At 62.3% G+C, this 22,949-nt stretch carries 17 protein-coding genes; 6 read left to right on the top strand and 11 right to left on the bottom strand.

The genetic code is table 11. From position 1 onward, the window contains the following. Positions 1-28: 28 nt before the first annotated feature. Together P4U43_RS09060 and P4U43_RS09055 are read right to left on the bottom strand one after the other, a co-directional pair. The gene (locus P4U43_RS09060) at positions 29-709 is read right to left on the bottom strand and encodes a GntR family transcriptional regulator (RefSeq protein WP_277358442.1); all 681 of its coding nucleotides are present in this window, start codon (positions 707-709) and stop codon (positions 29-31) included. Beyond that, positions 702-2,162, bottom strand: coding sequence for a fumarylacetoacetate hydrolase family protein (locus tag P4U43_RS09055; RefSeq protein ID WP_277358458.1), 1,461 nt, complete (start codon positions 2,160-2,162; stop codon positions 702-704). Before P4U43_RS09055 ends, P4U43_RS09060 begins: the two co-directional genes overlap by 8 nt. Positions 2,163-2,389: 227 nt before the next feature. Between P4U43_RS09055 and P4U43_RS09050 the strand changes: the two genes are divergently transcribed. Further along, the gene (locus P4U43_RS09050; RefSeq protein ID WP_277358441.1) at positions 2,390-4,324 is read left to right on the top strand and encodes an FAD-binding monooxygenase; all 1,935 of its coding nucleotides are present in this window, start codon (positions 2,390-2,392) and stop codon (positions 4,322-4,324) included. A 739-nt stretch (positions 4,325-5,063) separates the two neighbouring features. Here P4U43_RS09050 and P4U43_RS09045 read toward each other — a convergent pair. Next, positions 5,064-6,524 (bottom strand): MDR family MFS transporter, encoded by a 1,461-nt coding sequence (locus P4U43_RS09045; RefSeq protein WP_277358440.1) that lies wholly within the window; start codon positions 6,522-6,524, stop codon positions 5,064-5,066. A 139-nt stretch (positions 6,525-6,663) separates the two neighbouring features. Between P4U43_RS09045 and P4U43_RS09040 the strand changes: the two genes are divergently transcribed. After that, positions 6,664-7,239, top strand: coding sequence for a TetR/AcrR family transcriptional regulator (locus P4U43_RS09040; RefSeq protein WP_277358439.1), 576 nt, complete (start codon positions 6,664-6,666; stop codon positions 7,237-7,239). A gap of 435 nt (positions 7,240-7,674) precedes the next feature. Here P4U43_RS09040 and P4U43_RS09035 read toward each other — a convergent pair whose 3' ends face one another. From P4U43_RS09035 to P4U43_RS09020, 4 genes are all read right to left on the bottom strand, one after another. Continuing rightward, positions 7,675-9,447, bottom strand: coding sequence for a glycoside hydrolase family 3 protein (locus P4U43_RS09035; protein WP_277358438.1), 1,773 nt, complete (start codon positions 9,445-9,447; stop codon positions 7,675-7,677). Further along, on the bottom strand, positions 9,444-11,732 hold the full coding sequence (locus P4U43_RS09030; protein ID WP_277358437.1) for an alpha-L-rhamnosidase: 2,289 nt from the start codon (positions 11,730-11,732) through the stop codon (positions 9,444-9,446). The genes P4U43_RS09035 and P4U43_RS09030 overlap by 4 nt, the downstream gene beginning before the upstream one ends. A 60-nt stretch (positions 11,733-11,792) precedes the next feature. Further along, entirely contained in the window at positions 11,793-12,467 is a 675-nt protein-coding gene (locus P4U43_RS09025; protein WP_277358436.1) for a TetR/AcrR family transcriptional regulator, read from the bottom strand. A gap of 77 nt (positions 12,468-12,544) precedes the next feature. Then, positions 12,545-13,828 (bottom strand): MFS transporter, encoded by a 1,284-nt coding sequence (locus P4U43_RS09020; protein ID WP_277358435.1) that lies wholly within the window; start codon positions 13,826-13,828, stop codon positions 12,545-12,547. A gap of 263 nt (positions 13,829-14,091) precedes the next feature. Here P4U43_RS09020 and P4U43_RS09015 point away from each other — a divergent pair, with 263 nt between their 5' ends. From P4U43_RS09015 to P4U43_RS09005, 3 genes are all read left to right on the top strand, one after another. Further along, positions 14,092-14,670 (top strand): TetR/AcrR family transcriptional regulator, encoded by a 579-nt coding sequence (locus P4U43_RS09015; RefSeq protein WP_277358434.1) that lies wholly within the window; start codon positions 14,092-14,094, stop codon positions 14,668-14,670. A gap of 331 nt (positions 14,671-15,001) precedes the next feature. After that, on the top strand, positions 15,002-16,222 hold the full coding sequence (locus P4U43_RS09010) for an acetyl-CoA C-acyltransferase (RefSeq protein WP_318533019.1): 1,221 nt from the start codon (positions 15,002-15,004) through the stop codon (positions 16,220-16,222). Further along, entirely contained in the window at positions 16,219-16,632 is a 414-nt protein-coding gene (locus P4U43_RS09005; protein WP_277358433.1) for a hotdog fold thioesterase, read from the top strand. The genes P4U43_RS09010 and P4U43_RS09005 overlap by 4 nt, the downstream gene beginning before the upstream one ends. Before the next feature lie 64 nt (positions 16,633-16,696). Here P4U43_RS09005 and P4U43_RS09000 read toward each other — a convergent pair whose 3' ends face one another. From P4U43_RS09000 to P4U43_RS08985, 4 genes are all read right to left on the bottom strand, one after another. After that, complete coding sequence (locus tag P4U43_RS09000; protein WP_277358456.1) at positions 16,697-17,965, bottom strand: NADH:flavin oxidoreductase; 1,269 nt, start codon at positions 17,963-17,965, stop codon at positions 16,697-16,699. 114 nt (positions 17,966-18,079) lie between these two features. Then, the gene (locus P4U43_RS08995; RefSeq protein WP_277358432.1) at positions 18,080-19,099 is read right to left on the bottom strand and encodes an ABC transporter permease; all 1,020 of its coding nucleotides are present in this window, start codon (positions 19,097-19,099) and stop codon (positions 18,080-18,082) included. Continuing rightward, positions 19,096-20,055: an ABC transporter permease gene (locus P4U43_RS08990; protein ID WP_277358431.1), complete on the bottom strand. Its 960-nt coding sequence runs from the start codon at positions 20,053-20,055 to the stop codon at positions 19,096-19,098. The genes P4U43_RS08995 and P4U43_RS08990 overlap by 4 nt, the downstream gene beginning before the upstream one ends. Then, positions 20,052-21,560 carry a sugar ABC transporter ATP-binding protein gene (locus tag P4U43_RS08985; protein ID WP_277358430.1) on the bottom strand — a complete coding sequence of 503 codons (1,509 nt, stop codon included), beginning with the start codon at positions 21,558-21,560 and terminating at the stop codon, positions 20,052-20,054. The genes P4U43_RS08990 and P4U43_RS08985 overlap by 4 nt, the downstream gene beginning before the upstream one ends. Positions 21,561-21,684: 124 nt before the next feature. Between P4U43_RS08985 and P4U43_RS08980 the strand changes: the two genes are divergently transcribed. Continuing rightward, positions 21,685-22,941 carry a substrate-binding domain-containing protein gene (locus P4U43_RS08980; RefSeq protein ID WP_277358429.1) on the top strand — a complete coding sequence of 419 codons (1,257 nt, stop codon included), beginning with the start codon at positions 21,685-21,687 and terminating at the stop codon, positions 22,939-22,941. Positions 22,942-22,949: the final 8 nt, after the last annotated feature.

Below are 22,949 nucleotides of genomic sequence, written 5' to 3'. Positions count from 1 at the left end.
GTTGAGGTCCTAGCTGTTTATAGGGGTGCTAATTGGATTGGGCGAGGTAGGCGTCGAGCGTGGCGGAACGGTGGAGCCTGGCCGCCTTTTCAATGGCATCGGCGTCCGCTCCGGATTCGATGAGCTGGAGCAGTGCTTCGTGTTCGTCCACGGAATCGTGGGCCCGGCCGGGAACGAAGCGGAAGGTGGAGGACCGGAGGGATGCCAGCCGGTTCCAGCCGCGGTGGACGAGGTCCAGGATGTGCGGGTTGGGGCAGTACTCAAAGAGGACGCTGTGGAAGTCCTGGTTCAGCTGCGTGAACCGGACGGGATCGAAATGCTGCAGGCAGTGGCGCATCTCCTCGTTCACCGCCCGTGCCCGGGCAATCGCCACCGAATCGATCAACGGCGCGGACAACGCGGTTGCGGCGCCCTCCACGATGCTCAGCGTCTGCATCGTGTAGAGGTACTCCGTGGGATCGATCCCGGCGACCGTGGCGCCGACGTTGCGTTCGAACGTCACCAGGCCTTCGGCTTCGAGCCGGCGGATGGCCTCGCGGACCGGGACCACGCTGAACCCGAGGTCCTTGGCAATGGCAGCCAGGACCAGACGGTACCCGGGCGAGTAGGCGCCTTCTACAATCCGCGCTTTCACGGCCTGGTACGCCTGCTCAGACTTGCTCCCGGTGACGCTTGAACCTGGCAGGTCGGTAACGGCTGTTTCACTCATCTGCGTTGCCTGTTTTCCGGTCCTGGTACCGGGCCTGCCACTCGGCGTTCATCGGGTAGAGGCCGTCCACGCTGTTGCGCTGTTTGACCATTTCGAAGATGAAGGCTTCTTCCTGTTCCTGGGCGATGCAGTCCTCTACCAGTTCTTCGGCGATGGCCGGCGGGATCACCAGGATGCCGTCGGAGTCCGCAACGATGATGTCACCGGGCTGGACGGTGGCCCCGCCGCAGGCGATGGTGATGTCGGTATCCCACGGGATGTGGCGGCGGCCCAGCACTGCGGGGTGCGGGTTGGCGAAATACGTGGGCATCTCCAGGCCTGCCACGGCGGTGTAGTCGCGGACGCCGCCGTCGGTAATGATCGCCGCGGCCCCACGCACCTGGGCGCGCAGGGCCAGGATGTCACCCACCGTGCCGGTGCCCTTCTCACCGCGCGCCTCCATGACCAGGACTTCGCCCTCGTTCACGGAGTCGATGGCGCGCTTTTGGGCGTTGAAACCCCCGCCGTGGGTCTTGAACAGGTCCTCACGGTTGGGCACGTAACGCAGCGTACGGGCCAGGCCCACAATGCGGCGGTCCGGCCGGGTTGCCTGCAGGCCGTCGATGCTGACGTTGTTGAGGCCGCGCTTCCGCAGCTGAGATGAGAGGGTGGCCGTGGCGACGCTTTCGAGTTTGGCCTTTAGCTCGGGGGAGAGTGCGGGGGAGGGAAGTCCGGCGGCCTCGCGGGAACCCCACGCTTCCTCGCGCTGCAGGTCATCAACCTTGGGGCCGGCACCGAAATCAGCGAACGGCGTCGTCCCTTCCTCCACCCGCGTGACCAGGCGACCTGTGGTCAGGCTGCCGTCAACGCTGGACACTTCCACCTCGAGCACGTCCCCGGGATTGGCCACGGACGCCCCCGCCGGCGTGCCGGTGAGGATGATGTCCCCTTCTTCGAGGGTGAGCAGCTGGGAGAGGTCCGCCACCAGCCGGGCGAACGGGAAGAGCAGGTCCTCCGTGGTGTCGTCCTGGACCAGCTGGCCGTTGTGCCAGGTGCGGACGCGCAGTTGGGCGGGGTCGACGGCGTCTGCCGGGATCAGTGCCGGGCCCACCGGAGTGTAACCGTCGCCACCTTTGGACCGGAGGTTCGAGCCCTTGTCCGCCCAGCGCAAGTCGTAGACGCCAAGGTCATTGCTGGCAGTCACCGCTGCCACATGGCTCCAGGCATCGTTGATGCCTACCCGGCGGGCGGCCTTGCCGATGACCAGCGCGATCTCGCCCTCGTAGCCGAGCAGCTCACAACCCGCGGGGCGTTCCACTGCACTGCCGCTGAGGGAGAGCGACGAGGACGGCTTAAGGAAGTAGGACGGCTGGGCCGGCGTCCGGCCCCGCTGCGAAGCCCTGCTGGGGTAGTTGATGTGTACCGCAATCACCTTGCGTGCCACCCCTAGGGTGTGCTCGTTGACCTGCTCCAAAACGTTCTCCTCATCAAGTACGAAATCGTATACGATCACTATCAGGGATGGCGGCGTCTCCGTCAATTCATCCTCCCGCGCGGAGTCCATCAGCTGACGCTCGACTTGTCCCCCGTGTCGAGCGGCGGGTACAGTGACATACTAAACGTATCGTTTCGGATGTCGAAATGCGACTTCGCAGAGTGAACAACCCGAGATTGAAGCCCACAGTGAAGTGAGGAAAACCCGTGCAGTTTCACCACTACGGTTATGTATCCGGAGACCCCCGGGTCCAGCCCGCCGCTGGCGCCGGCCTCAATCGCCCTCAGGAACTGCCGGACGAAGTCGATGTGCTGATTGTGGGAACCGGCCCAGCTGGCATGCTGGCAGCGGCCCAGCTCTCCCAGTTCCCGAACGTCACCACACGGATCATTGAGCGCCGCCCTGGGCGGCTTGCCATCGGCCAGGCCGACGGCATCCAGGCCCGCAGTGTCGAAACGTTCCAGGCATTCGGGTTCGCAGAACGCATCATTGCAGAGGCTTACGCGATCACCGAGATGGCGTTCTGGAAGCCTGACATTAGCGACCCGTCGCGAATCGTCCGCACCGCCCGGACCCCGGATGACCCCGCAGGCATCAGCGAATTCCCGCACCTCATTGTGAACCAGGCCCGCGTTCTGGACTACTTCGCCGAGTACATGGCGAACGCGCCCACACGCATGGTTCCGGACTACGGCTACGAGTTCCAGGGTCTTGAGGTTGCCGACGAGGGGGAGTATCCGGTCACCGTTACGCTGCTGCGTACTGCCGGGCCGAACGAAGGCCAAGAGCGCATCGTTCGCGCCAAGTATGTCGTGGGTGCCGACGGCGCACGTAGCAAAGTGCGTCAGGCAATTGGTTGCACCCTTGCTGGTGATGCGGCCAACCACGCCTGGGGCGTCATGGACGCACTCGCCGTCACCGACTTCCCCGACATCCGCACCAAGTGCGCCATTCAATCAGGCACCGGTGGCAGCATTTTGCTGATCCCGCGCGAAGGCGGTCACCTCTTCCGGATGTACGTTGACCTCGGCGAGGTGGACCCTGGAGACAAGGGTGCAGTCCGCAACACCACCATCGAGGAAATTATTGCCAAGGCCAATGAGATCCTCCACCCTTACACCCTGGACGTCCGCGACGTGGCGTGGCACAGCGTCTATGAAGTGGGGCACCGGCTCACGGACCGGTTCGATGACGTCCTGCCGGAGGACCGCGGCATCCAGACTCCGCGCGTGTTTATCAGCGGGGATGCCTGCCACACGCACAGTGCAAAGGCGGGTCAGGGCATGAACGTCTCCATGCAGGACGGGTTAAACATCGCTTGGAAACTCGGCCACGTGCTCGAGGGCCGCAGCCCCGAGAGCCTTCTCTCCACCTACTCCGAAGAGCGGCAGGTGGTGGCCAAGAACCTGATCGATTTCGACAAGGAATGGTCAACCATGATGGCCAAGAAGCCCGAAGAGTTCGCAAACCCCTCGGAGCTGGAGGACTTCTACGTGAGCACCGCAGAGTTCCCCGCTGGTTTTATGACCCAGTACGCCCATTCGATGCTGGTCGGCACTGCTGACCACCAAGCTCTGGCCTCAGGCTTCCCCGTGGGCAAACGCTTCAAGTCGGCACCCGTTGTGCGTGTTGCCGATACCAATCCAGTGCACTTGGGCCACCACGCTACAGCAGATGGCCGCTGGCGCATCTACGTGTTCGCCGACGCCGCCGTCCCACAGGCCGGACAGGAAAGAGACTACGGCGCTTCCTCGCCCGCTGAACTTTTCGCTAAGTGGATTGCCAATTCGCCTGAGTCACCGCTGGCCGCAACGCCGTCGGACGCTGATCCGGACGCCTGGTTCGATGTGAAGGTGGTCTACCAGCAGCCGCACACCGATGTGGACATTGGAAAGGTTCCCGCCGTGTTCAAGCCGCAGGTAGGCCCCTTCAAGCTCACGGACTACGAGAAGGTCTATGCCGCCGATCCAGCCGCGGACATCTTCGAACTCCGCGGCCTAAACCGCTGCGGTGTCGTCGTAGTAGTGCGCCCAGACCAGTACGTGGCAAACGTCCTGCCACTGACGGCCCACACTGAGCTAGGAGCGTTCTTCGCACCCCTCCTGCATCACCAGGTGCAAGCGGCAGTTCCGTCGGCATAGTTGCAACGTGCTCCTGCTAAGCCCTCGGCACCTCATGTAACAGCGGTGAGTCCAATGCCAGCCGCGAACCCCGAGGGTACCGACCGCACCGACAATGAACCCCTGTGATGCGATGAAGGTCGCCGGACTCAAGGGGCGGCATCGTTTGGCCTGCGGAACGCGGTGCCAATGGTTTGCCTGTGTGGGCGAGGGAGCCCTCCAGGGAGCGCTGCTTGTTGATCTCGATGAGGAGATGAGATGTTCAAGTTTAGATCCGGAGCTGTTCAGGGTGGTGGACCGAGCGTCCAAAAGATATGCCTGTTGCAGTGCTGCAATCGTTCGCACGCGGTGAAGTCAATGCTGACCCTCGGCATACGATCCCAAATGGCGAGATCTGTCATATCAGCTCTCGGTCGAGGCCTGCAGCACGGGGTGGTGTAGCTCATAACCTGTTGGCCAGTAACACCCAGAACGTCGGCATCAGCGCTGGACTTTTCGAATCCAGAGCATATTCGCGCGCAGAGCGCGTGACCCCGATAGTAGGCGAACCTGCCGGCAAATACTGAAGAAGGCCGTACTTGAGCGACGCGACTCGGACCCCGACATCGTTCTTGATGCGGACAGCAACTCGATGCCGGGATCGCCATGGGAAGTCACTCGCCGCGTAGCTGGAGAAGGGCCCCCGGTACAGTCGAACGGTTTCAACGTGGAGCCCAGGATTGGTCGCCAGAGCGGTCTTGTGGCTTCGGGGGAAGTGGTGTCAGTCGCGCTTAGAGGCCTTGATAAATGGGGCGCAAATCACGCCGATCGTTGCGAAGGTCCCACCGACGATAAAGGCTATATGGGCGCCGCGGAACAGGCCGTCGACCAGGGCCGATCCAGAGCCGGTCTCGGCAACCGCGATGGCGCTCATGACGGTCACGAAGATCGTGGTGCCGATGGCACCGCCTAGCTGCTGGCCGGTGTTGAAGATGGCCGAGCCGTGGCCGTAGAGCTTGTGCGGGACGCCAGTCAGTGCCGCGGAGAGCAGGCCTGTCATCAGCATGGCCAGGCCGATGGAGAAGATCGTGTGGTAAGTGACGATTAGCCAGAGCGCGGTGCCCGGATTGATGGTAGTGAAGAGCCATTGGCCCATCGCCAGCATGAGAGCGCCCGGGATCAGCACCGGGCGGGGGCCATGGCGGTCGAAGACGCGGCCGAAGATCGGGCCCACGGGAATCTGCACCAAGCCGCCGGGCAACAACATCATGCCGATGGTCAGGGTGTCCAGGCCGCTGCCGTTCTGGAGGAAGATAGGCAAGATAACCACGGTACCCAAAAGCGTGCCCATGGCAATCATGATCATGACGACACTGAGGGTGAAGGTGCGGTTCTTGAACGGCTGCAGGTTCAGCAACTCGCGGCCGGGTCCGGTCAGGCGGACCTGGCGAATGATGAACAGTGCTAGGGCGGCCAGGCCGATCACCCCACTGACGAGGGGAACGAAGGGGTTCTCCATCGCGCCGCCGATGGTGGAAATGGCGTACACCAGGCCGCCGAAGCCGAATGCCGAAAGGATGACGGAAAAGATGTCGACAGACAGCTTGCGGACGGCGGAGGGCACCCTTATGAAAATGATGCCCAGCACCAGGATGATGATGGCTAGCGGCGCCATGACGCCAAAGATCCAGCGCCAGGACAAGGAGTTGACCATGACACCAGAAACGGTGGGCCCGATGGCCGGGCCGACCGAGATCACGATCGAGTTCAGCCCCATGACCATGCCGCGGTGCTGGGATGGAACCAGCGTCAGCGTGGTGTTCATCAGCAGGGGCAGCACTACGGCGGTGCCGACGGCTTGGATGATGCGGGCGACCAACAGGACGGCAAAGGTGGGCGCGATTACCGCCAACCCAGTGCCGACGAGGAAGCTGCACAGCGCAAAAATGAACAGGCCCCTCATGGTGTAGCGCTGCAGCAGGTAGCCGGTCATGGGGATGACCACGGCCATAGTGAGCAGGAATCCGGTGGTGAGCCACTGGCCAGCTGCAGCGGATACCCCATAGCCCGCCATGATGGACGGCAACGCGACAGTCAGCACGGTTTCGTTAAGGATCATCAAAAACGCGGCAAGAGCCAGTGCACCAATGATTCCGGTGAGTTGTTTGTTTGACAACGTGGGCGCGGCCTGCGAAAGCGGAAAAGCGGCGGGGGGAACCGTGTCTTGTGCGGACTTAGCCACAAATAACCTCTTCTATAGAACTGAACGAAGCAATGGTGTCATACCCTGACAGCTTTAGGGTACAAAGGCGTCAGAGCGTGACAGGATGTAGCAAAGGGTCTAGGGCCGCCCGGCCCCACTTCAAGAAAAGAGCAAAGCCTTGGGTATCCGAGAAGAACACCGCGCCCGGATGCTGCACGAGATCCAGGACGCCACGCTGGACCTGGTGGAGGAGCAGGGACTGGATGCCACGACGATCGGCGACATTGCCACGCGCTTGGGCATCTCCGAGCGCACCATATTCCGCTATTACCCCTCGAAGGAACACGCTCTCATGCCCGGCCAAGAGGGACTGATCGATGCCCTGGTGGCCTGCGAAAGCACCCACACCGGCGTCTCAGGGATTCTGGATGACTTGTTGGCCGTGTGCCGAAAGCTCTTTGCCCAGGAGGTGGAGCAGAGGGATTTCCGCAGGATTTCCCGCCTGCTGATCCAAGAACCTGAACTGCTGCGGGCAGTCGCCCGCCGGGAGCGGGATCTTGTCGAGGCGCTTAGCGCAGTACTGGTTCAACGAGGCACCCTCGGGTTTCTCCAGGCGCTCCTGGTGGCCGAGGTCGTGACTGCAGCCTGGCGTGTTACCTGGCAAACTTTCGCTCGCGACGAGTTCGACGGCGTTGACTCCGATCCGGTGTACCTCTTCGACCAGACCGTGAGTGAATTGGGCAAGCTGTTTTAGGGCAGGTGTAGCAAGGGTTCTAAACCTTCCGTCTTGAAGGTGGCCTATCGCGGAAAATAGGAGGTTAACGTCTGGTGGCGCGACTCCGCCGACCGCCCTACGAATCCGATGCCGCTGGACCCCGAAAACCTCTTCTTCTCCCGCGACATCTCAGATGCTCGCGTTTCTGGTGTGCAAGCCGCCCAAGCGCTGCCGTAGAGAATTAGTTGTTGGATCCTTTTTAGACCACCTTCAGCACTCTGCTGGTCCAAATCCCGCTGGCTTCCATACACTGCGCTGTCCCTTGCTGCTTCAGGACTTAGCCGTCTCGTTGCCGCTGCGGGCGACGACCAATTTGCTAGTGAACAAGGGCGGTTTAAGAGGATTTTCGGCTCCTCGTCCTAAAGGCCATGGAGGGACTTTGTAAGGCCTTTGCCCCCTCTGCCGCCTCAATTCCTAGACTGCAGGTTCTCGCAGACTGCGAAGGCCGTGGCCGTATGCGTACAGCGGATCCGGTGTGCCTCCCGGGACATCGCTGTCCGTCTGGAGGACCGCTTCAGTTGACCGAGGCAACTCAAAGGGAAGTCGGCCTTCCGGGACCTCAGTTCCGGTGAGGACGCGGGTGAGGGCTTCGTCGGACACTCCGAACGTGGCCAGAATTGCGGAGCAGTACGGTTCGAGAGGTGTGAGGATGGCCGGGCGGTCCAGGTTGATTACCAGAACCACAGGGACGTGGCTTGAGAGTTCCTGCAGGCGGGAGGTGACGGTGTCATCAAATTCAAGGCTTCCGGCGTGGAAACTGGCCTCGAGGAACAGATCGTTTCGGGGCTCGTAGGGGGCGTCCAAGCGGACAATAGCGAGGTCCGCCTCCAATGGCGTCTTTGCAATAGTGACGCTGGACTGGATGGCAGCGGGGGACATGCCCTCCAGATATACCCGCGTCGATGATGTGATGGGAAGGACATCGTCGGAAGTATTGAGGACGACGACGGACCGGCTTTGTGCCTTGAGGCCCTCCTCGCGGAACTGGGGGTTACCCACAAGAGCTGCTGCGGCATCCTCATCTACATGCCTGTTCTCGAAGAGCCCCAGCTCAAACTTGACCCTCAGTAGACGCCGCACTGACTCGTCGATGCGCTTCGGGGAAATGCGGCCCGTCTTGACGAGCTCCACGACGAGTTCGGGACAGGATTCGCCACCGAACTGGTCACAGCCGGCTTCGATCACCTTTACTACCCGATCTTCGACGGAGATGTGCTCAACCCCCCAGGCTCGGGCAGGCAAGTCCATGCCGAAGACGTTGAGATCGTGCAGGAGACCCCAGTCGGTGCATACCACTCCGTCGTAGCCGAGTTCGTTGCGCAGCAGTCCAGTGATGATCTGGCGGTTGAATCCGAAGCCCACTTCCTCGATGGCTTCGCCGTTCCTGCTGAGTCCGACGGGCATTCCGTAGTACGGCATGATGGCGCTGGTCCCGGCTGCGAGGGCGTCACGGAAGGGAAGGAGATGGTCTTCGAATCTTCCGCCGGTATAGACCTGCTCGCGCCCGTAGGGGAAGTGGGGGTCTTCGCCGTCTTTTTGCGGGCCGCCGCCAGGAAAGTGCTTGGTCATGCACGCGACGCTCCTGCTACCGACCAAGTGCCCTTGGAACCCATCGAGGTAGGCTGCGGCCAGTTTGCCCGTCAGCTCAGGATCCTGGCCGAAGCCGCTGTACTGCCGGGCCCAGCGGGGTTCGGTGGCCAGGTCCACGGTGGGGTGCAGCGCTGCGCGGAGGCCGACGGCCAGGTACTCCTGACGTGCGGTGTCAGCGAACCGACGCACGGTTTCCGGATCCCGGAGTGCGGCCATGCCCAAGGGCTCAGGCCAGGCGGAGAAAAAGCCGGCCGCAAATGATGCGCCCTGGTTTTCCGCAAAGGCGTGCCGGGGGTCCGTGGACAGGGTGATGGGGATGCCGAGCCTGGTCCCGGCCGCCAGTTCCTGAATTTTGTTGTGCCAGCGCGCTGCGGTGCGGGCGTCCGGCAGCTGGTGCACGTTGAAGTGGCTCAGAAGGCCATCTGTTACGAGCCTCTGTGTCTTGTGATCGACGTCTGCGCCGCCGAGGGAGACAGCGTGGAACATCTGTCCGGCTTTCTCCTCCAGCGTCATGCGTCCCAGCAGATCTTCCACGCGTTCAGCTACGGTGCGCGTGGCATCTTCGTAGGCGGGGCCAGTGATGGTTGTGTGCTTCATTTGGGGTCTCCTGCCGGGACGAGGCCGGTAGTGGTGAATGTGTGTGTGCCTGCCTCTACGGTCTGCCTAGGTGTGGACGGCAGATCGATTTCTGCAGCTACACCATCGGGGACCGTGAGCGTGTACTTGAATTCCCCATCCGTGGTCAGGTGCCATTCGCTTGCCACCAGCCCGTGTGGGGTGGCAAGGCTGGTTTTGGCCCAGTCGATCCCCTGGCCTGGCCTCGGGGCGTAAAGGACTTTGGCGTAACCGGGTTCCAGGGGCCGGATGCCGCCGACAACTTTATGGAGCCAGTCGGCGACTGCGCCCAGGGCGTAGTGGTTGAAGCTGGTCATTTCACCCGGATTGATTGTGCCGTCGGGAAGCATCGAGTCCCAGCGTTCCCAGACGGTTGTTGCTCCCATTGTCACCGGATAGAGCCAGGACGGGCATTGCTCTTCGAGGAGCAGCCGATAAGCGTCTGCGACGTGTCCGGATTCGGAGAGTGCCCAGGTTACGAAAGGAGTGCCGGCGAACCCAGTGGACACTCGGTAATCGTTTTTAGCCACAAGTTCGGACAGACGGTTCCCTGCGAAGATCCGCTTTTCCTCGCTGTCCAGGACGTTGAAGGCAAGGGCCAAGGCATACACAGTGGTGCAGTCGCTGGCGATCGTGCCGTCGGTTCCGATGTAGTGGATGTTGAAGGCGGCACGTACCCGTTGCGCGAGGCTGGCAAAGTGTTGGGCGTCCTGATCGTAACCAAGGAGCGAAGCCGTTTCTGCCGTGATGCGGGCGGTCCGGTAGAGGCAGGCAGTGGCCACGACGCCATTGTCGGCTTTGGAGTTCCAGGGCTGGTCGGGGGCAGCGTCTGGGTCCAGCCAGTCACCGAACTGGAAGCCCTGATCCCACAGGCCATTTTCCGAAAGCAGTCCCTCTACGCGCCGGGTGTGCGCCGACATTGACCCGTATTGCCGGCTGAGTACTGCCGGGTCTCCATGGGCTTCCCAGAGGGCCCACGGAACCCATACCGCGGCTTCGCTCCACAGGGCAGTGGATTCGGGGGCCGGAAATTCCTTAGGATGCTCCTCGTATTTGAGGATGTCCGGCACGGTGAAAGGCACCAGCCCGTCGGCTGCTGTCTGCTCAGCCGCTAGGTCCAGGAGCCAATCCTGCAGGAAGTCTTTGACGTCATACAAGTAGGCGGCGGTTGGTGCGAAGACAGCGATGTCGCCGGTCCAGCCGAGCCGTTCGTTCCGCTGTGGGCAGTCGGTGGGCAGGTCGAGGAAATTTCCTTTCAGTCCCCAGACAATATTTTTGTGGAGTTGGTTCACCAGCTCGTTGGAGCATTCGAAGTGACCGGTGCGTTCTAAGGCTGAATGGACGACGACGGCCTCAACAGCGTCTGCTGTGAGGTCATCCGGCCAGCCGGTAACTTCGGCGTAGCGGAAACCATGGAAGGTGAAGGTGGGTTCAAAGAAGTCCTGCCCCCCGGAAAGGATAAGGGTGTCGGTAGCCTGTGCTGTCCGCAGCGGTCGGACGCCCAGTTCGCCGTCCTCCAGGACTTCGGCGTGGCGCAGGATGATGACCGCGCCGCGTTGGCCCTGCACCGTGAACCGGACCCAACCGACGAGGTTCTGGCCAAAATCAACGATGGTCTTGCCGCTAGGAGACGTGAATACGTGGACGGGCTTGATGACCTCATTGCGGACGACTGGCGGGCCAATGGGCTCGGCCAAACGTGCCGTGTCGAACTCCAGCGCGTGGACTCCTCTCCACTCCGTCGGATCCCAATCGAGCCCTGCCCATGTGTCCCCTGCACTGCGGGCATCGATGGTTTGCCCGTTGTACAGGTCGTTTTTGATTGTCGCCGCAGGCCCGGACTGCCAGGACAAGTCGCTACTGACGGTCTGTACGAAGCCGTCCGCGTACTCGATTTCGAGCTGCCCGAAGAATCCAAGTTCCTTTCCGTAGAACGCGGAGTTGCCGTTCCAGGAGAGGTTGCCGCGGTACCAGCCATTTCCAAGGGCGGCACCAAGGACGTTATCGGGCTGTAGCAGTCCCGTTACGTCATAGCTCCGATAGCGCAGCCGCCATTCATAGGAGCTCCAGCCCGGGGCCAGCACTTCATCTCCTACCCGGCTGCCGTTGAGGAAGGCTTCAAAGATGCCAAAGGAAGTCGCATGGAGGGTCGCCGTAACCGCGTCGCCATGGTCGTCAGCCAGGGAGAATTCCTTTCGGAGCAGCGGCGCACCACCGAATTCCTCGTCGGGCGCGATCATCGTCGCGGACCATGGCAGTGCTGTCATGTGCTTCTTTCCGAGTGTATGAAGTGAACTTCGCTGAGTAGCGGCCGGGCTGCGGCCTAATCAGTCGTCTAGCCCGCGGCCGTTAGTGGTTATCGACTTGGCGAGCCTGTCGAGATAGTTGCGGATTGTGTCGTGCAGTGAAATGGGCGGTTTGGCGAGGGCCCACTGGATGGTGAATCCGTCCACGACGGCGAGCATCTCGCTGGCGACTTGGCGGACATCGGTTCCCGGCAAGAGCGTCCCGGCAGCGACCATCTTGTCCAGGAGAGCAGACGTATGTTCGATGATGTTCGCGTATCTTTGCCGGAAGAACTCGTGGGCCGGATGTTCCTCGTTCGATGATTCGGCAGCCAGGATGGTGAACATTTGCGTAAGTCCGGGCTGGCTTTCGTTGAACGCGGCCTGGGCTGCCACTTGGCGGAAGTACCTTAGGGGGTCGTTCCGGAAGTCCTCCGCGAAGAAGGCGCTCACGGCGCGTTGGTCCCGCAGTTCGAGGACAGCCGACAAGAGTGCTTCCTTGCTGCCGAAGTGGTGGATCAGGCCGGCCTTGGTCAACCCGACCTCGGCGGCGATTTTGGGCATGGAGGAGTTGAAGTAGCCCCATTGGGAGAAGTGCTCGATTGCTGCCTCGAGAATAGCCTCTCTCCGTGCATCACCTGCCTTGTAGGGGCCGGTCCTCCGGACGCGTTTGGGACGTGGGGCGGTAGTTTGGCTGTCCTCTGTTTGCATCGTCATAATTTAGCCTTCTGGTAACCGCTCCGGCATGGTGGGCAGGACCGTTCGCGATGCTGCTGTCTTCAATTTTGCGTCAGCTACCCGGCGACATTTTGGGGAGCTGTCCGGGTGGCTGACAATCCGTCGTCATTCTTCAGGAATTTCCGCATACGGAAGATCCAGAAAATGCCGATGAGGTATGCCGCAGCCGAGGCAACGAACAGGAACAGGAACAGAAGAGCTGGACCGGCCGAGATGATCAGCGGCGTGACCAGTGCAGCGCCTGCAGCGACGAGCCGGGCGAATGCGATAGTGATGCCCTGAGCCGTGCTGCGGTGGCTGGTGGGGAATAGCTCTTGCGACCATATTTTGTACATGGGCTCACCGGCAACGGCACCGCCGAGGGCCCCGAACACTCCCATGAGGACCAACGTGATGGCGTTGACGCCGAACACCAGCGGGATTGCCAGTCCCACGAGGGCCAGGATGGCTGCAAAGACGAACGCGCGGTGTCGGTTCGCGCCGTCAACAATGCGCATCATGACGAACAGCCCCGCGACACTGAGGAGCAGGATGCCCAGTCCCAGCTTGGAAGCGGTGGCGACGTCCACGCCGGCCACATTTACGAAGAGATACGTAGAGAACTGGCCGTTGGTGTTAGCGGCGATGTTGACCAGTGCGTAGAAAAGGCCTGTAGCAGCAAGCGGGGGAAAGAGCTTAGGCGAGAAGAGGGCGCGCAACGAACGCAGATCGAGCCGCTCCTCATCCACAGGGTTATTCTGCGACTCATTCCAGAGTCGCGACTCCGGGATGCCCCAGCGTAAGGCAATAGCGATTAGTGCTACGGCAGCCAGATGGCCGTATATGATCTGGGCGCCGAGGGTTCCGGCGTTGCCAAAGAAGATGCTGATAACAATGACGCCCAGAATGCCCGCCATCCAAAGAACGTGGGTGAATGTCACCATCTTTCCGCGCTTGTTTTCAGGCGCAGATTCCGCGATCATCGCCATCGACACGGGCAGGTCTGCGCCGGCCGCCAGTCCGAGCACCGCCAAGCCGACAAAGAGCAGTGCAATGCTGGGGGCGACAGCAAGGGCCAAAGCTGCCAGAAAATAGATACTCAGCGTCGCCAGGAAGATCCGGCGGCGGCCAAACCTGTCGCCGAGCCGTCCACCAACCAAGGCTCCGAAGGCGATCATGACCGTCAGCAGCCCCGACAGTTGTCCGATCTGCGCGGGCGTCAGGCCAAGGGAACCCTGAAGGATCACCAGAGCCGTTCCCGTGCCTGCGATGGCTCCGGCGTCGACATAGGAGGCAAGGCCGGAGGCGAACGCGACGCGCCACCCCTGCCGATTGGCAGCCTTTTGGTCGTGACTAATCATGGGGACTCTCCTTTGAATCTCAAGCATTGTGGGAACGGCCGAATCTGAATCGTTTCGACGCTGCCAGTTGAGCGTAACAACTTAAAAACCATCCCACAAGGTGGTTTTCAAATTCTTTTTGGCCTCACGATCTGGCGTCGCGGGTACCGTGCTGGACCGTTCTTCGCCGAGAGTTCACGCCCCGGCCTGGCGGAGGTAACTGAGGTGGCAGAACACCATCTTGTACGTTTCGTATTGAATGACGGTTCACTTAGGCTTGGGCCATGGCAATCAGAAGCGAAGGAAGTCGTCGGGCCGTCCTGGAAGCAACCATGAAGTTGCTCGAAGAATCGGGGCCTACCGGGCTTACAGTGCAAAAGCTCTCGATTGAGCGTATTGCCCGCGAGGCAGGCGTCAGCAAGACCACCATCTACAGGTGGTGGTCCAGCAAGGTTGCCGTAGTTATCGACACCTTCTTGGACAATCACGTCGCTCGGACCCCGGTTCGCCAGGATGTCCCTGCCATCGACGCGCTCCGTGAGCATATGGCCTCACTTGCAGAGGTCTACGCGGGTAACGAGGGCCGGCTCGTCGCGCAGCTCATTGGTGAGTGCCAGCAGGACGAGGCAGCGATGGCTGAATTCAAGAAACATTTCTGGATCCCGCGCGCGCAGGTCGTTACGTCACTCGTTGAGCGAGCCATAGGCGAGGGCTCAATGCGCAAGGATCTCGACGCACAGGTCGTCACGGAGATGCTCTACGCCCCCGTGTACTTCCGCCTATTGTTCCAATCGGGTCCCTTGGACGCCAAGGCCACTGATGCCATCATGCAGACGGCATTAGAGGGACTCGCCGCAGGGTAGCCGCCGCCGTGTAAATCACTTGGGAGCCTGCCGTCCCGTCCGCAGGGTCGCAAACGCCAGACTCGGCCGCGATGGCCAGCTCCAGTACTTGGCGGCTCGGTGTTCCTCGTGCCCTCGGGGTCCATTTGGTTAGTTGCTTCCTCAGGCACACCAAGGCCTGGGTCTTGTATCGTACGATACGGTCCGTATAGGATAGTAGGTACCGGATGCACCTGTCCCCGAGATTACGTCGTGACAATGCATCCCCCGATCCATCGAGTCTCTCTCGGCCCGGGGAGCTCCTCGTGCCAGAGGCAACAACGAGGCGGCCACAATCAAAGGAAACATCATCGTGAAGACCGCCATGGCGCCAAATGACGCGGTTGTCGTCGCCTACCGCAGAACACCAATCGGCCGGGCCCGCAAGGGCTCCTTTTCCGGTGAACGACCCGAAGACCTGGCTCTTGCCGCCATCCGGGGAGCACTCGCTGAGGTTCCGCAGCTGGACTTCGCTGAGTTCTCGGATGCCTACGTGGGTTGCGCCGTCCCGCAGGGTGCACAAGGTGACAACATCGGACGCCGCGTCATGGTGCTTGGAGGAATGGACGGCGTCCCCGCCGTAACAGTGAACCGGTTCTGCGCCTCCTCGCTCCAGGCCACAGCGATGGCAGCCCAAGCAGTGCGTGCTGGTGATGGTGACGTGTTCCTGGTCGCCGGTGTTGAATCGACCACATCGACTCCGCCCGTCGTTGAATCACCACACCCCTCCTTCGCGAACGCAGCACGGCGTGCCAATGCTGTCTTCGAAGACGGCCAACCGTGGGTCGATCCTCGGGATCAAGGGCAGCTTCCCGATGTATATCTCTCCATGGGCAAAACAGCAGAGTTCGTTGCCCGGCAAACCGGCACCACGCGCCGTGACCAAGACGAATGGGCACTGGAGTCCCAGCTCAGGGCGGAACGGGCGATCGAGTCCGGGTACTTCGCGCGCGAGATTGTGCCGGTGACTACGGCTACCGGCACAGTGGTCTGTGCCGATGACGGCCCGCGCCCGGGCACCACCCTGGAAGCCCTCTCCGGCCTCCAGCCGGTGTTCCACGAGTCCGGAACTGTCACCGCTGGCAACGCCAGCCCGCTCAACGACGGGGCGTCGGCCCTGGTCGTGATGAGCGCCCGCCGAGCGAGCGAACTCGGGTTGAAGCCACTGGCTCGCATTCTGGGCAGTGCCGCAAGCGCCCTGTCGCCGGAAATCATGGGACTGGGTCCGCTGGACGCGTCCCGTCGCCTGCTGGACCGTTTGGGCCTGGCGATCGGGGACATCGCAATCGTCGAGCTGAACGAGGCGTTCGCCGCCCAGGTTGTTCCTGTGGTGCGCAAGTTGGGCGCGGATCCACAGCAGGTCAACCCGTTTGGAGGCGCGATTGCGCTGGGCCACCCGTTCGGTGCGACCGGTGCACGGCTGGTCGGGACCCTCATTAATGGGCTGGAGGCAAGGGACGGATCGCTCGGCCTGGCCACGCTCTGCGTGGGCGGCGGCCAAGGTATGGCGATGGTAGTGGAAAGACTGTCATGAACCAGCCGACGCTCATTGCCGACCCAGCCCGCTCGATGCTCGCCGCCGACCGGAGCCTGAAGGGCCTCGGCATCCACGTATTGCACGCAAACGAGGGACGGGCCACGGCAACCCTCCGGGTTACTCCGGAAATGGCTAACGGGCACGGGATTGCCCATGGTGGATTGGTCTTCTCCTTGGCAGACACTGCGTTCGCAATGGCCGCCAACACGTTCGGTACGGGAATAGCGACCGCAGAGGCTTCCATCTCATACATTTCCCCGGCCCGCATCTCGGAGGAGCTGGTCGCCTCCGCTGGAGTGACCTTTCACGAGGGCCGCCGGATGATTGTGGACGTGGTGGTGCAGGCGGGGGAGCGGACCGTCGCCATCTACCGTGGAACGGGCAAGGTCCTGCGCCCGGCTGACTGAGCCGCTCGAAAGACAGCCGCGCCGGAAACCCTGCCACGGGCGGGGTTCCGGCGCGGCAAGAGGGTCAGCTCCTGGATGCCTTCGGTCCGGCAGCAACCAGCTTGTCGGCGATGCCCATGAGGACCGGCGAGCCGGCCGCGGCGATCAGCAGGCCTTGGATGGGACGCTTTAACTTAACGGAGACTGGCTCCTTGGACCCCGCGAGGACCGCTTCACGTCCCATGGCAGGGTTCTTGTGGCACCTCACAGGCACGCTGAAGATCAGACGGCGAAGGCATGAGTTGTCGTGGTCGCACCACACAATCTCATCCTGTCTTTCCTGAAGGACCTTGTTCGGGAATTCCGGATCGGCCAGCATCTGCCGGGCCAGCATGATTCCGTCCGCGAACCCCGCGGTGATGGCTTCTGCACACTGTTGCGGGTCGTAGGTGCTGCTGAGGAGCAACGGGACCTCGGGCATGGCGGCGCGGAACGCCTGCGGCTCTCCGTGCTCCAGGATTGCGCCAGATTCGGAGGCTACGTTTTGGTCCATCGATTCGTAGTTCGCATCACTCAGGGCGATATATCCCAACCCCTCCTTCTCAATGATCGCTGCGACCTCAGCGAATCCGGCAGGGCCCTGGCCATCGGGAAGGTGGTCGTTCGTGCTCATCCTGAGGCCCACGGGATAGTGAGCACCGACGTCGGCGCGAATCGCGCGAAGTGTGTCGACCATGATGCGGGCGCGGTTTTCGGCGCTGCCACCGTACTCATCGGTCCTCCAGTTCGTGCGCGGCGACAGGAATGAGGAGTAGAGGTAGCGCATGTGCGCGCCCAGCTCGACGCCGTCGAAACCTGCCGACTTGGCGCGCCGCACCGCAGCGACAGTCTGCCCCCGGACCTCGAGGATTTCCTCTTTGGTGATCTCCGCAGGTGTTGGGTTCGTTCTGCCCCCGGGAATGTAGAAGCCGTGGGGCAGGCGAGGTGCAGCCATTCGGGCGGGCTTCGGGCTCGCGGCCCTTGTGGGGCGGCCGACGGCTCGCACGCCCATGGCGCCGAAACTCGGGAAGATCTGGGCGAAGATGGGTACTTCGTGCTCGTGTACGGCATCTACCATACGCCGAAGACCCGGTATAAATTCGTCATGGTCGAAGCGCATCAGGGGCTGGAACGGTGCCTCTTGGTTTCCGCGCTCAGTTGCCACGCCTCCACCGATGATCAGCAGCCCTGCGCCACCGCGTGCCTGCGTGGTGAGGAATGCGATCGTCTGATCGCTGGGGTGGCCGTCCTCCGTCGGCTGAAGGACGGCCATAGGGCTGAGCACATAGCGGTTTTTAATTGTCAGGCCGTTGATCTTCCAGGGGCTGGAGAGGACCTCCGCAACTGTGGCGGACTCAGGGGGGCATGTGTTCTCCTTGGTAGGCGTTTTCCTTATGAATGCCGGAATTACCGTAGCCCAGGCCCAGCCTTAAAACCTGTTGCGGACGTGGCGTTCCCGACCGTAGAGGGAGACCACGGTGAGGATGATGACTCCGAAGACGATGCGGCTTTGGGCTTCTGTCAGCCCATTGCTGACGATAATCGTTGACAAGAGAGTGAGTATCAGTGCGCCCAGCAGCGTCCGGGTGTAGCTGCCGCGGATCGAGCCGAAGATTGAGCCGCCGACAAGGACCGCGGCCAGGCCAGAGAAGAGATAGGGTTCCCCGATGGTCTGCGACCATCCCGAGCCGAAGGATGCGATGAAGGTACCGGCAACCCCGGCCAGTGCCCCGGAAGCCGCAAAGACAATTGTCCACACGGCAGAAGTCCGGATTCTTGCCAACCGCGCGGCCCTGAAATTGATTCCGGTCGCATAGAACCGACGTCCAGCAGCGGTGCGGTTGAGGAAAAGCCACATGCCAACCCCGCAGAGGAACACGATCAGGATGATCGGCGGGAACGGTAGGCCAAAGGTGGTCCCCCGCAGACTGGCCAAGGAACGCAGGGCGTCAGGCGGAGCGGAGGAATAGTCGCCGTCGGCAAGGAACAGCGTGGCGCCCGTGATGGCGGCGCCGATGCCCAGCGTGACGACCAGTGGCTGGACCGTCAACCGGTGGCATATCCAGCCAATCAGGGCGCCGATGCCGCCGCAGACCACCACTGTGATCAAAAGGGCCACGACCGACGGGACAGCGAGTTTGCCGGCGACGTTTGCCGCCATGAAGGCACCGAACAGGATGTAGCCGGGCGCGGCCAGGTCCAATCCACCCAAAATCACCACGAGCGTTTGGCCCATGGCCGCCAAGGCCAGGAGGGATGTAATGACCAGTATTGAGGTGATGGACCTGGGGTTTGCGATGGCCGGCATGGTGATCACCAGCCAGGCCGCCAACGCCACCACCACGAGTATTTGGAGGGCCGGCACCTCGATGGTCCGCGCTCGGAACCTGGCCCAGGCCGTCGCCCGGGCCGCTGGTGCCTTGGGTGATTGGGTACGGGGAAGAGTCATGTTGCATTCCTTTTCAAGCGTGGCGCCAACAGCGTTGCGCCCAGCACGACGCCGACGACGAGAACGGCGCCGTAAGCGAATTGGATGAGGCTGGGTGCCACGCCCGAGGCCGTAAGTAACTGCTGCAGAAGATAGATGGCGACCGCCCCGAAAAGGGCCCCCAACAGCCCGCCGCGGCCCCCGGCCAGGCTCGTCCCGCCCAGCACGGCCGCGGCAAGCCCCAGGAGGGCATAGGTGGCGGCGAGCGATGACTGCGATGACTGCACGATGGCCGTCAGTGCGAGACCCGCTATACCCGCGAACAGACCACCGAGGGTGTACGCCAGGATCCGGATTACCTTGATGTTCACGCCGGATCCGTAGGCGGAAATATCACTTTCGCCGGTGGCCAGGAGGTTGCTGACGAAGGCCGTGCGGCGCAAAGCGAACCAGATCAACCCGGCGACGCCGATGCTCAGGAACGCGCCCGGGACGAACCCGATGCCCCCGGCTAATACCTCCGTCCAATTGTCCGGGGCGGCCACCGGATTCTGGGCGATGGTCAGCGACAGGCCAACAAGCAGGAACAGCATCCCCGTGGTTGCGACCACCGGGTGCAGGCGCACTACGGCGACCAGGACTCCGTTCAGGGCTCCGATCCCTGCAGCCACCACCAGGATGATGGGTGCAGCAAGATGCCAGCTGCCCAGCCCCGCGGGCAGAAGGACTGCGACGAACAGGCAGTTTATGAAGGTGGCGAGCGGGCCCACCGAGATGTCAATGCCACCGGCGAGGATCGAAGGTGTGGACGCAAATCCCACGAGCACGAACGGCGCGAGGGTGGCCAGGGTGCCGGGGAGCCGCGCGGGTGAAAGGAATGACGGTGAAACGATCAGGTTCAGCACCAGCAGCACCAGTGCGAGGAGCAAGGCAAAGGCGAAGGGCCAGCGATGGAACAGGGGGAGGACGCGGTTCATGTGTGCACCTCTGATTTTTGGCCGAAATATGCGGCGACGATAGATTCGGTGGAGAGGTTGGAATGGTCGATCTGCGCAAACACTGCCTGGTCCCGGAAGACCAGCACACGGTCGACCAGTTCGACGAGCTCGTCGATCTCGCTGGAGAGGATCACTACGCTCATGCCTTCGGCACTGAGCCGGTGCAGAATTGCGTAGATCTCCCGCTTGGTTCCGATGTCGACCCCTCGGGTGGGGTCGTTAAGCAGCAGGACCTTGGGGTCCGTGGCGAGCCAGCGCGCCAGCAGCACCTTCTGCTGGTTCCCACCGGACAGGGTTGAAATTGCATCCTGCCCCGCACCGAAGCGCAGGGACAAGGACTGTGCGAAGGCTTCGAACCGCCGGGCGGTGTTGCGGGTGTCCAGAAGCCCTCCGCGACGGTCCTTCGCCAGGGTCGGGAGTGCGAAGTTCTCCCGGATCGACATGGATTCGAACAGTGACTCGCCACGGCGTTCCCGGGGCAGGTACGCCACGCCCAAGTCATCCCCGTTCCGTTCGGTGAGCCCTTTGTCGCCCTCGGGCAGGATGCGATCAACGCTGCCTGGCCCGGCAGCCACGCCGGCCAGACGCTTGATGAATTGGTCCTGTCCGTGGCCTTCCAACCCTGCAAGGCCCACGACCTCGCCTGCGCGCAGCTCGAAATCGATGGGTGCCGAAGCAGGGGACAGACGGAGCGCGGTTCCCCGCAGGATGATGTCCCCGGGGTCGTGCGGTAGCCGCCGGGTTTGATCGTGGCCGGAGTTTCCGGTCATGTCCGTGATCAACCGGTCAATCGACAGATCCGAACGGTCCACGGTCGACACACTCCGGCCGGACCTCAGCACGGTGACCCGGTCCGAGATCTCCTCGACCTCGTCCATACGGTGTGAGATAAACAGGATGGCAGTCCCCTCGGCCTTGAGGCGGCGCAGCTCGACGAACAGCAGATCCCGGGACTTGACGTCCAGGGAAGCTGTCGACTCGTCAAGGATGAGCACCTTGGGCCTGCGGACGAGAGCCCGCGCAATGCAGATGGACTGCCGCTCGGAGAGCGAGAGTTGCCCTGCAGGAAGATCAAGGGGCACCTCGCCTGCGATACGCGAGAGCACGTCCCTAGTGATCGACCGCTGCCCGGCGCGGCCTAGCCGACGGCGGAACATCCCGTGGGACCCGAGCCAGACATTCTCGAGGACCGACTGGTTTCCGGCAGTGAGGACTTCCTGGAACACCACCGCGATCCCCAGGTCCATGGCCGCTCGAGGCGACCGGCTGTTGACGGGGACACCGTCCAGGGTGATAGAGCCGGCGTCAGAACGGTGCACCCCTCCCAAGATCTTTACAAGCGTGCTCTTCCCCGAGCCGTTTTCGCCCAGAAGCGTGTGGACCTCGCCGGGCCGCAAATGGAGGTGGCCGTCGATGAGTGCGTGGGTGGCGCCGAAGCGCTTGCTCACTCCGGCAAGCATCAGGCCGGATGGTTGGTTGTTCACGGCGAATCTCCTTTGAAGAGCCGATGAATGTGTCGCAGGTCATACGAAACTAGACGAATCGTACCGCATGTGAGACCCTAATGCCATACGATACGAATCGTTCATTTGGCAAGGAGATACATCAATGACGAAGACCTCTTTCCCCCGATTCTCAACCGAAGGCGCCGCGATCCTGGGGGTCAGCGCCCTCGTTCTGACCGGCTGCTCCGCCTCCGCCCCAGCAGCCCCTGACTCTTCCGCAGGAGCTGCACCCGCACAGGTGTCACCCGCGGCCGCAGGGACCTGCGGGTCAGTGCCGACGGATGCAGCAAACGACCCGAACGGCCTCCTGGCCGATTTCCCCGAGGAAATCGCCGAGGGCTACAACCTCTACCCCTACGAGATCCGCAAGTCGGCATGGGCAGGCTACAAGTCGCCGAAGGAAGGCGGCTTCACGGCCGCGATCGTAGGCATGCCACCCGCCAGCCCCTTCATTGCCTCCATGTCAGAGGCCATCCGCACGAGCCTGCAGGACAATGGCGTCAAGATCGTCGGCGACTTCGCCCCGGATGACCCGTCGAATGTTCCCCTTCAACTCCAGCAATTCAACGAGGCACTCTCACTCAAGCCGGACGTGATCATCTACACCGCCATTGCACCGCAGCCGTCCGTGGGCTTGGCCAAAGCCGCCCACGACGCCGGCATACCGCTGGTCGCCGCCCAGATTCCGATCGATTCCGAATTCGCCGTGAGCGTCACGAGGAATACCCCTCTGGCCGTCGCCCAGGTCACCGCAGGGACGGTGGGAGCACTCGGGGGCAAAGGCACGGTCCTGCGCGTCGAGGGCATCCCGGGAATCCCTGCCTCAACCTTCGCGAACATGGGCATCGATGCCGTCCTGAAAAACTGCCCGGAGATCAAAGTCGCCGGGTCGGTCACCGGCTTCTTCCAGCCGGCAACGGCCCAGGTGGAGGTCCAGAAGTTCCTCGCGACCAACCCTGCCGGGGTTGACGGCGTTTTGCAGGCCGGAACCATGGGCGTAGGCATCCGCAACGCCTTTGAGGAGTCTGGCATGGAGGTTCCGCCGATCGCAGACGACGGATCGAGCCACGGCTTCTCCTCCTGGGCGCTGGCGAACCCGGACTACCCATTCTTCGGCACCACGACCCCGTCCGTGCGCACCGGCGAGGCAGTGGTCGATGTGGCCTTACGCATTTTGAAGGGCGACGGACCGAAAATCAACCAAATCGTTCAACCCTCAGTAATCGTCTCCCGGGAGAACCTCGCCACAATGGCGGACCGTTCATGGAACCACAACGACCTGACCGACCTCGCCGGCGCCCCGGAGGACTACCTGCCCATTGATCGCCTCAATGAGTTCTTCACACAGTCTGATAAGTAGGGATGGCA

The organism is Arthrobacter vasquezii, from assembly GCF_029455255.1.
GTDB lineage: Bacteria > Actinomycetota > Actinomycetes > Actinomycetales > Micrococcaceae > Arthrobacter_D > Arthrobacter_D parietis.
This window is presented reverse-complemented; position numbering and strand designations above follow the sequence as displayed.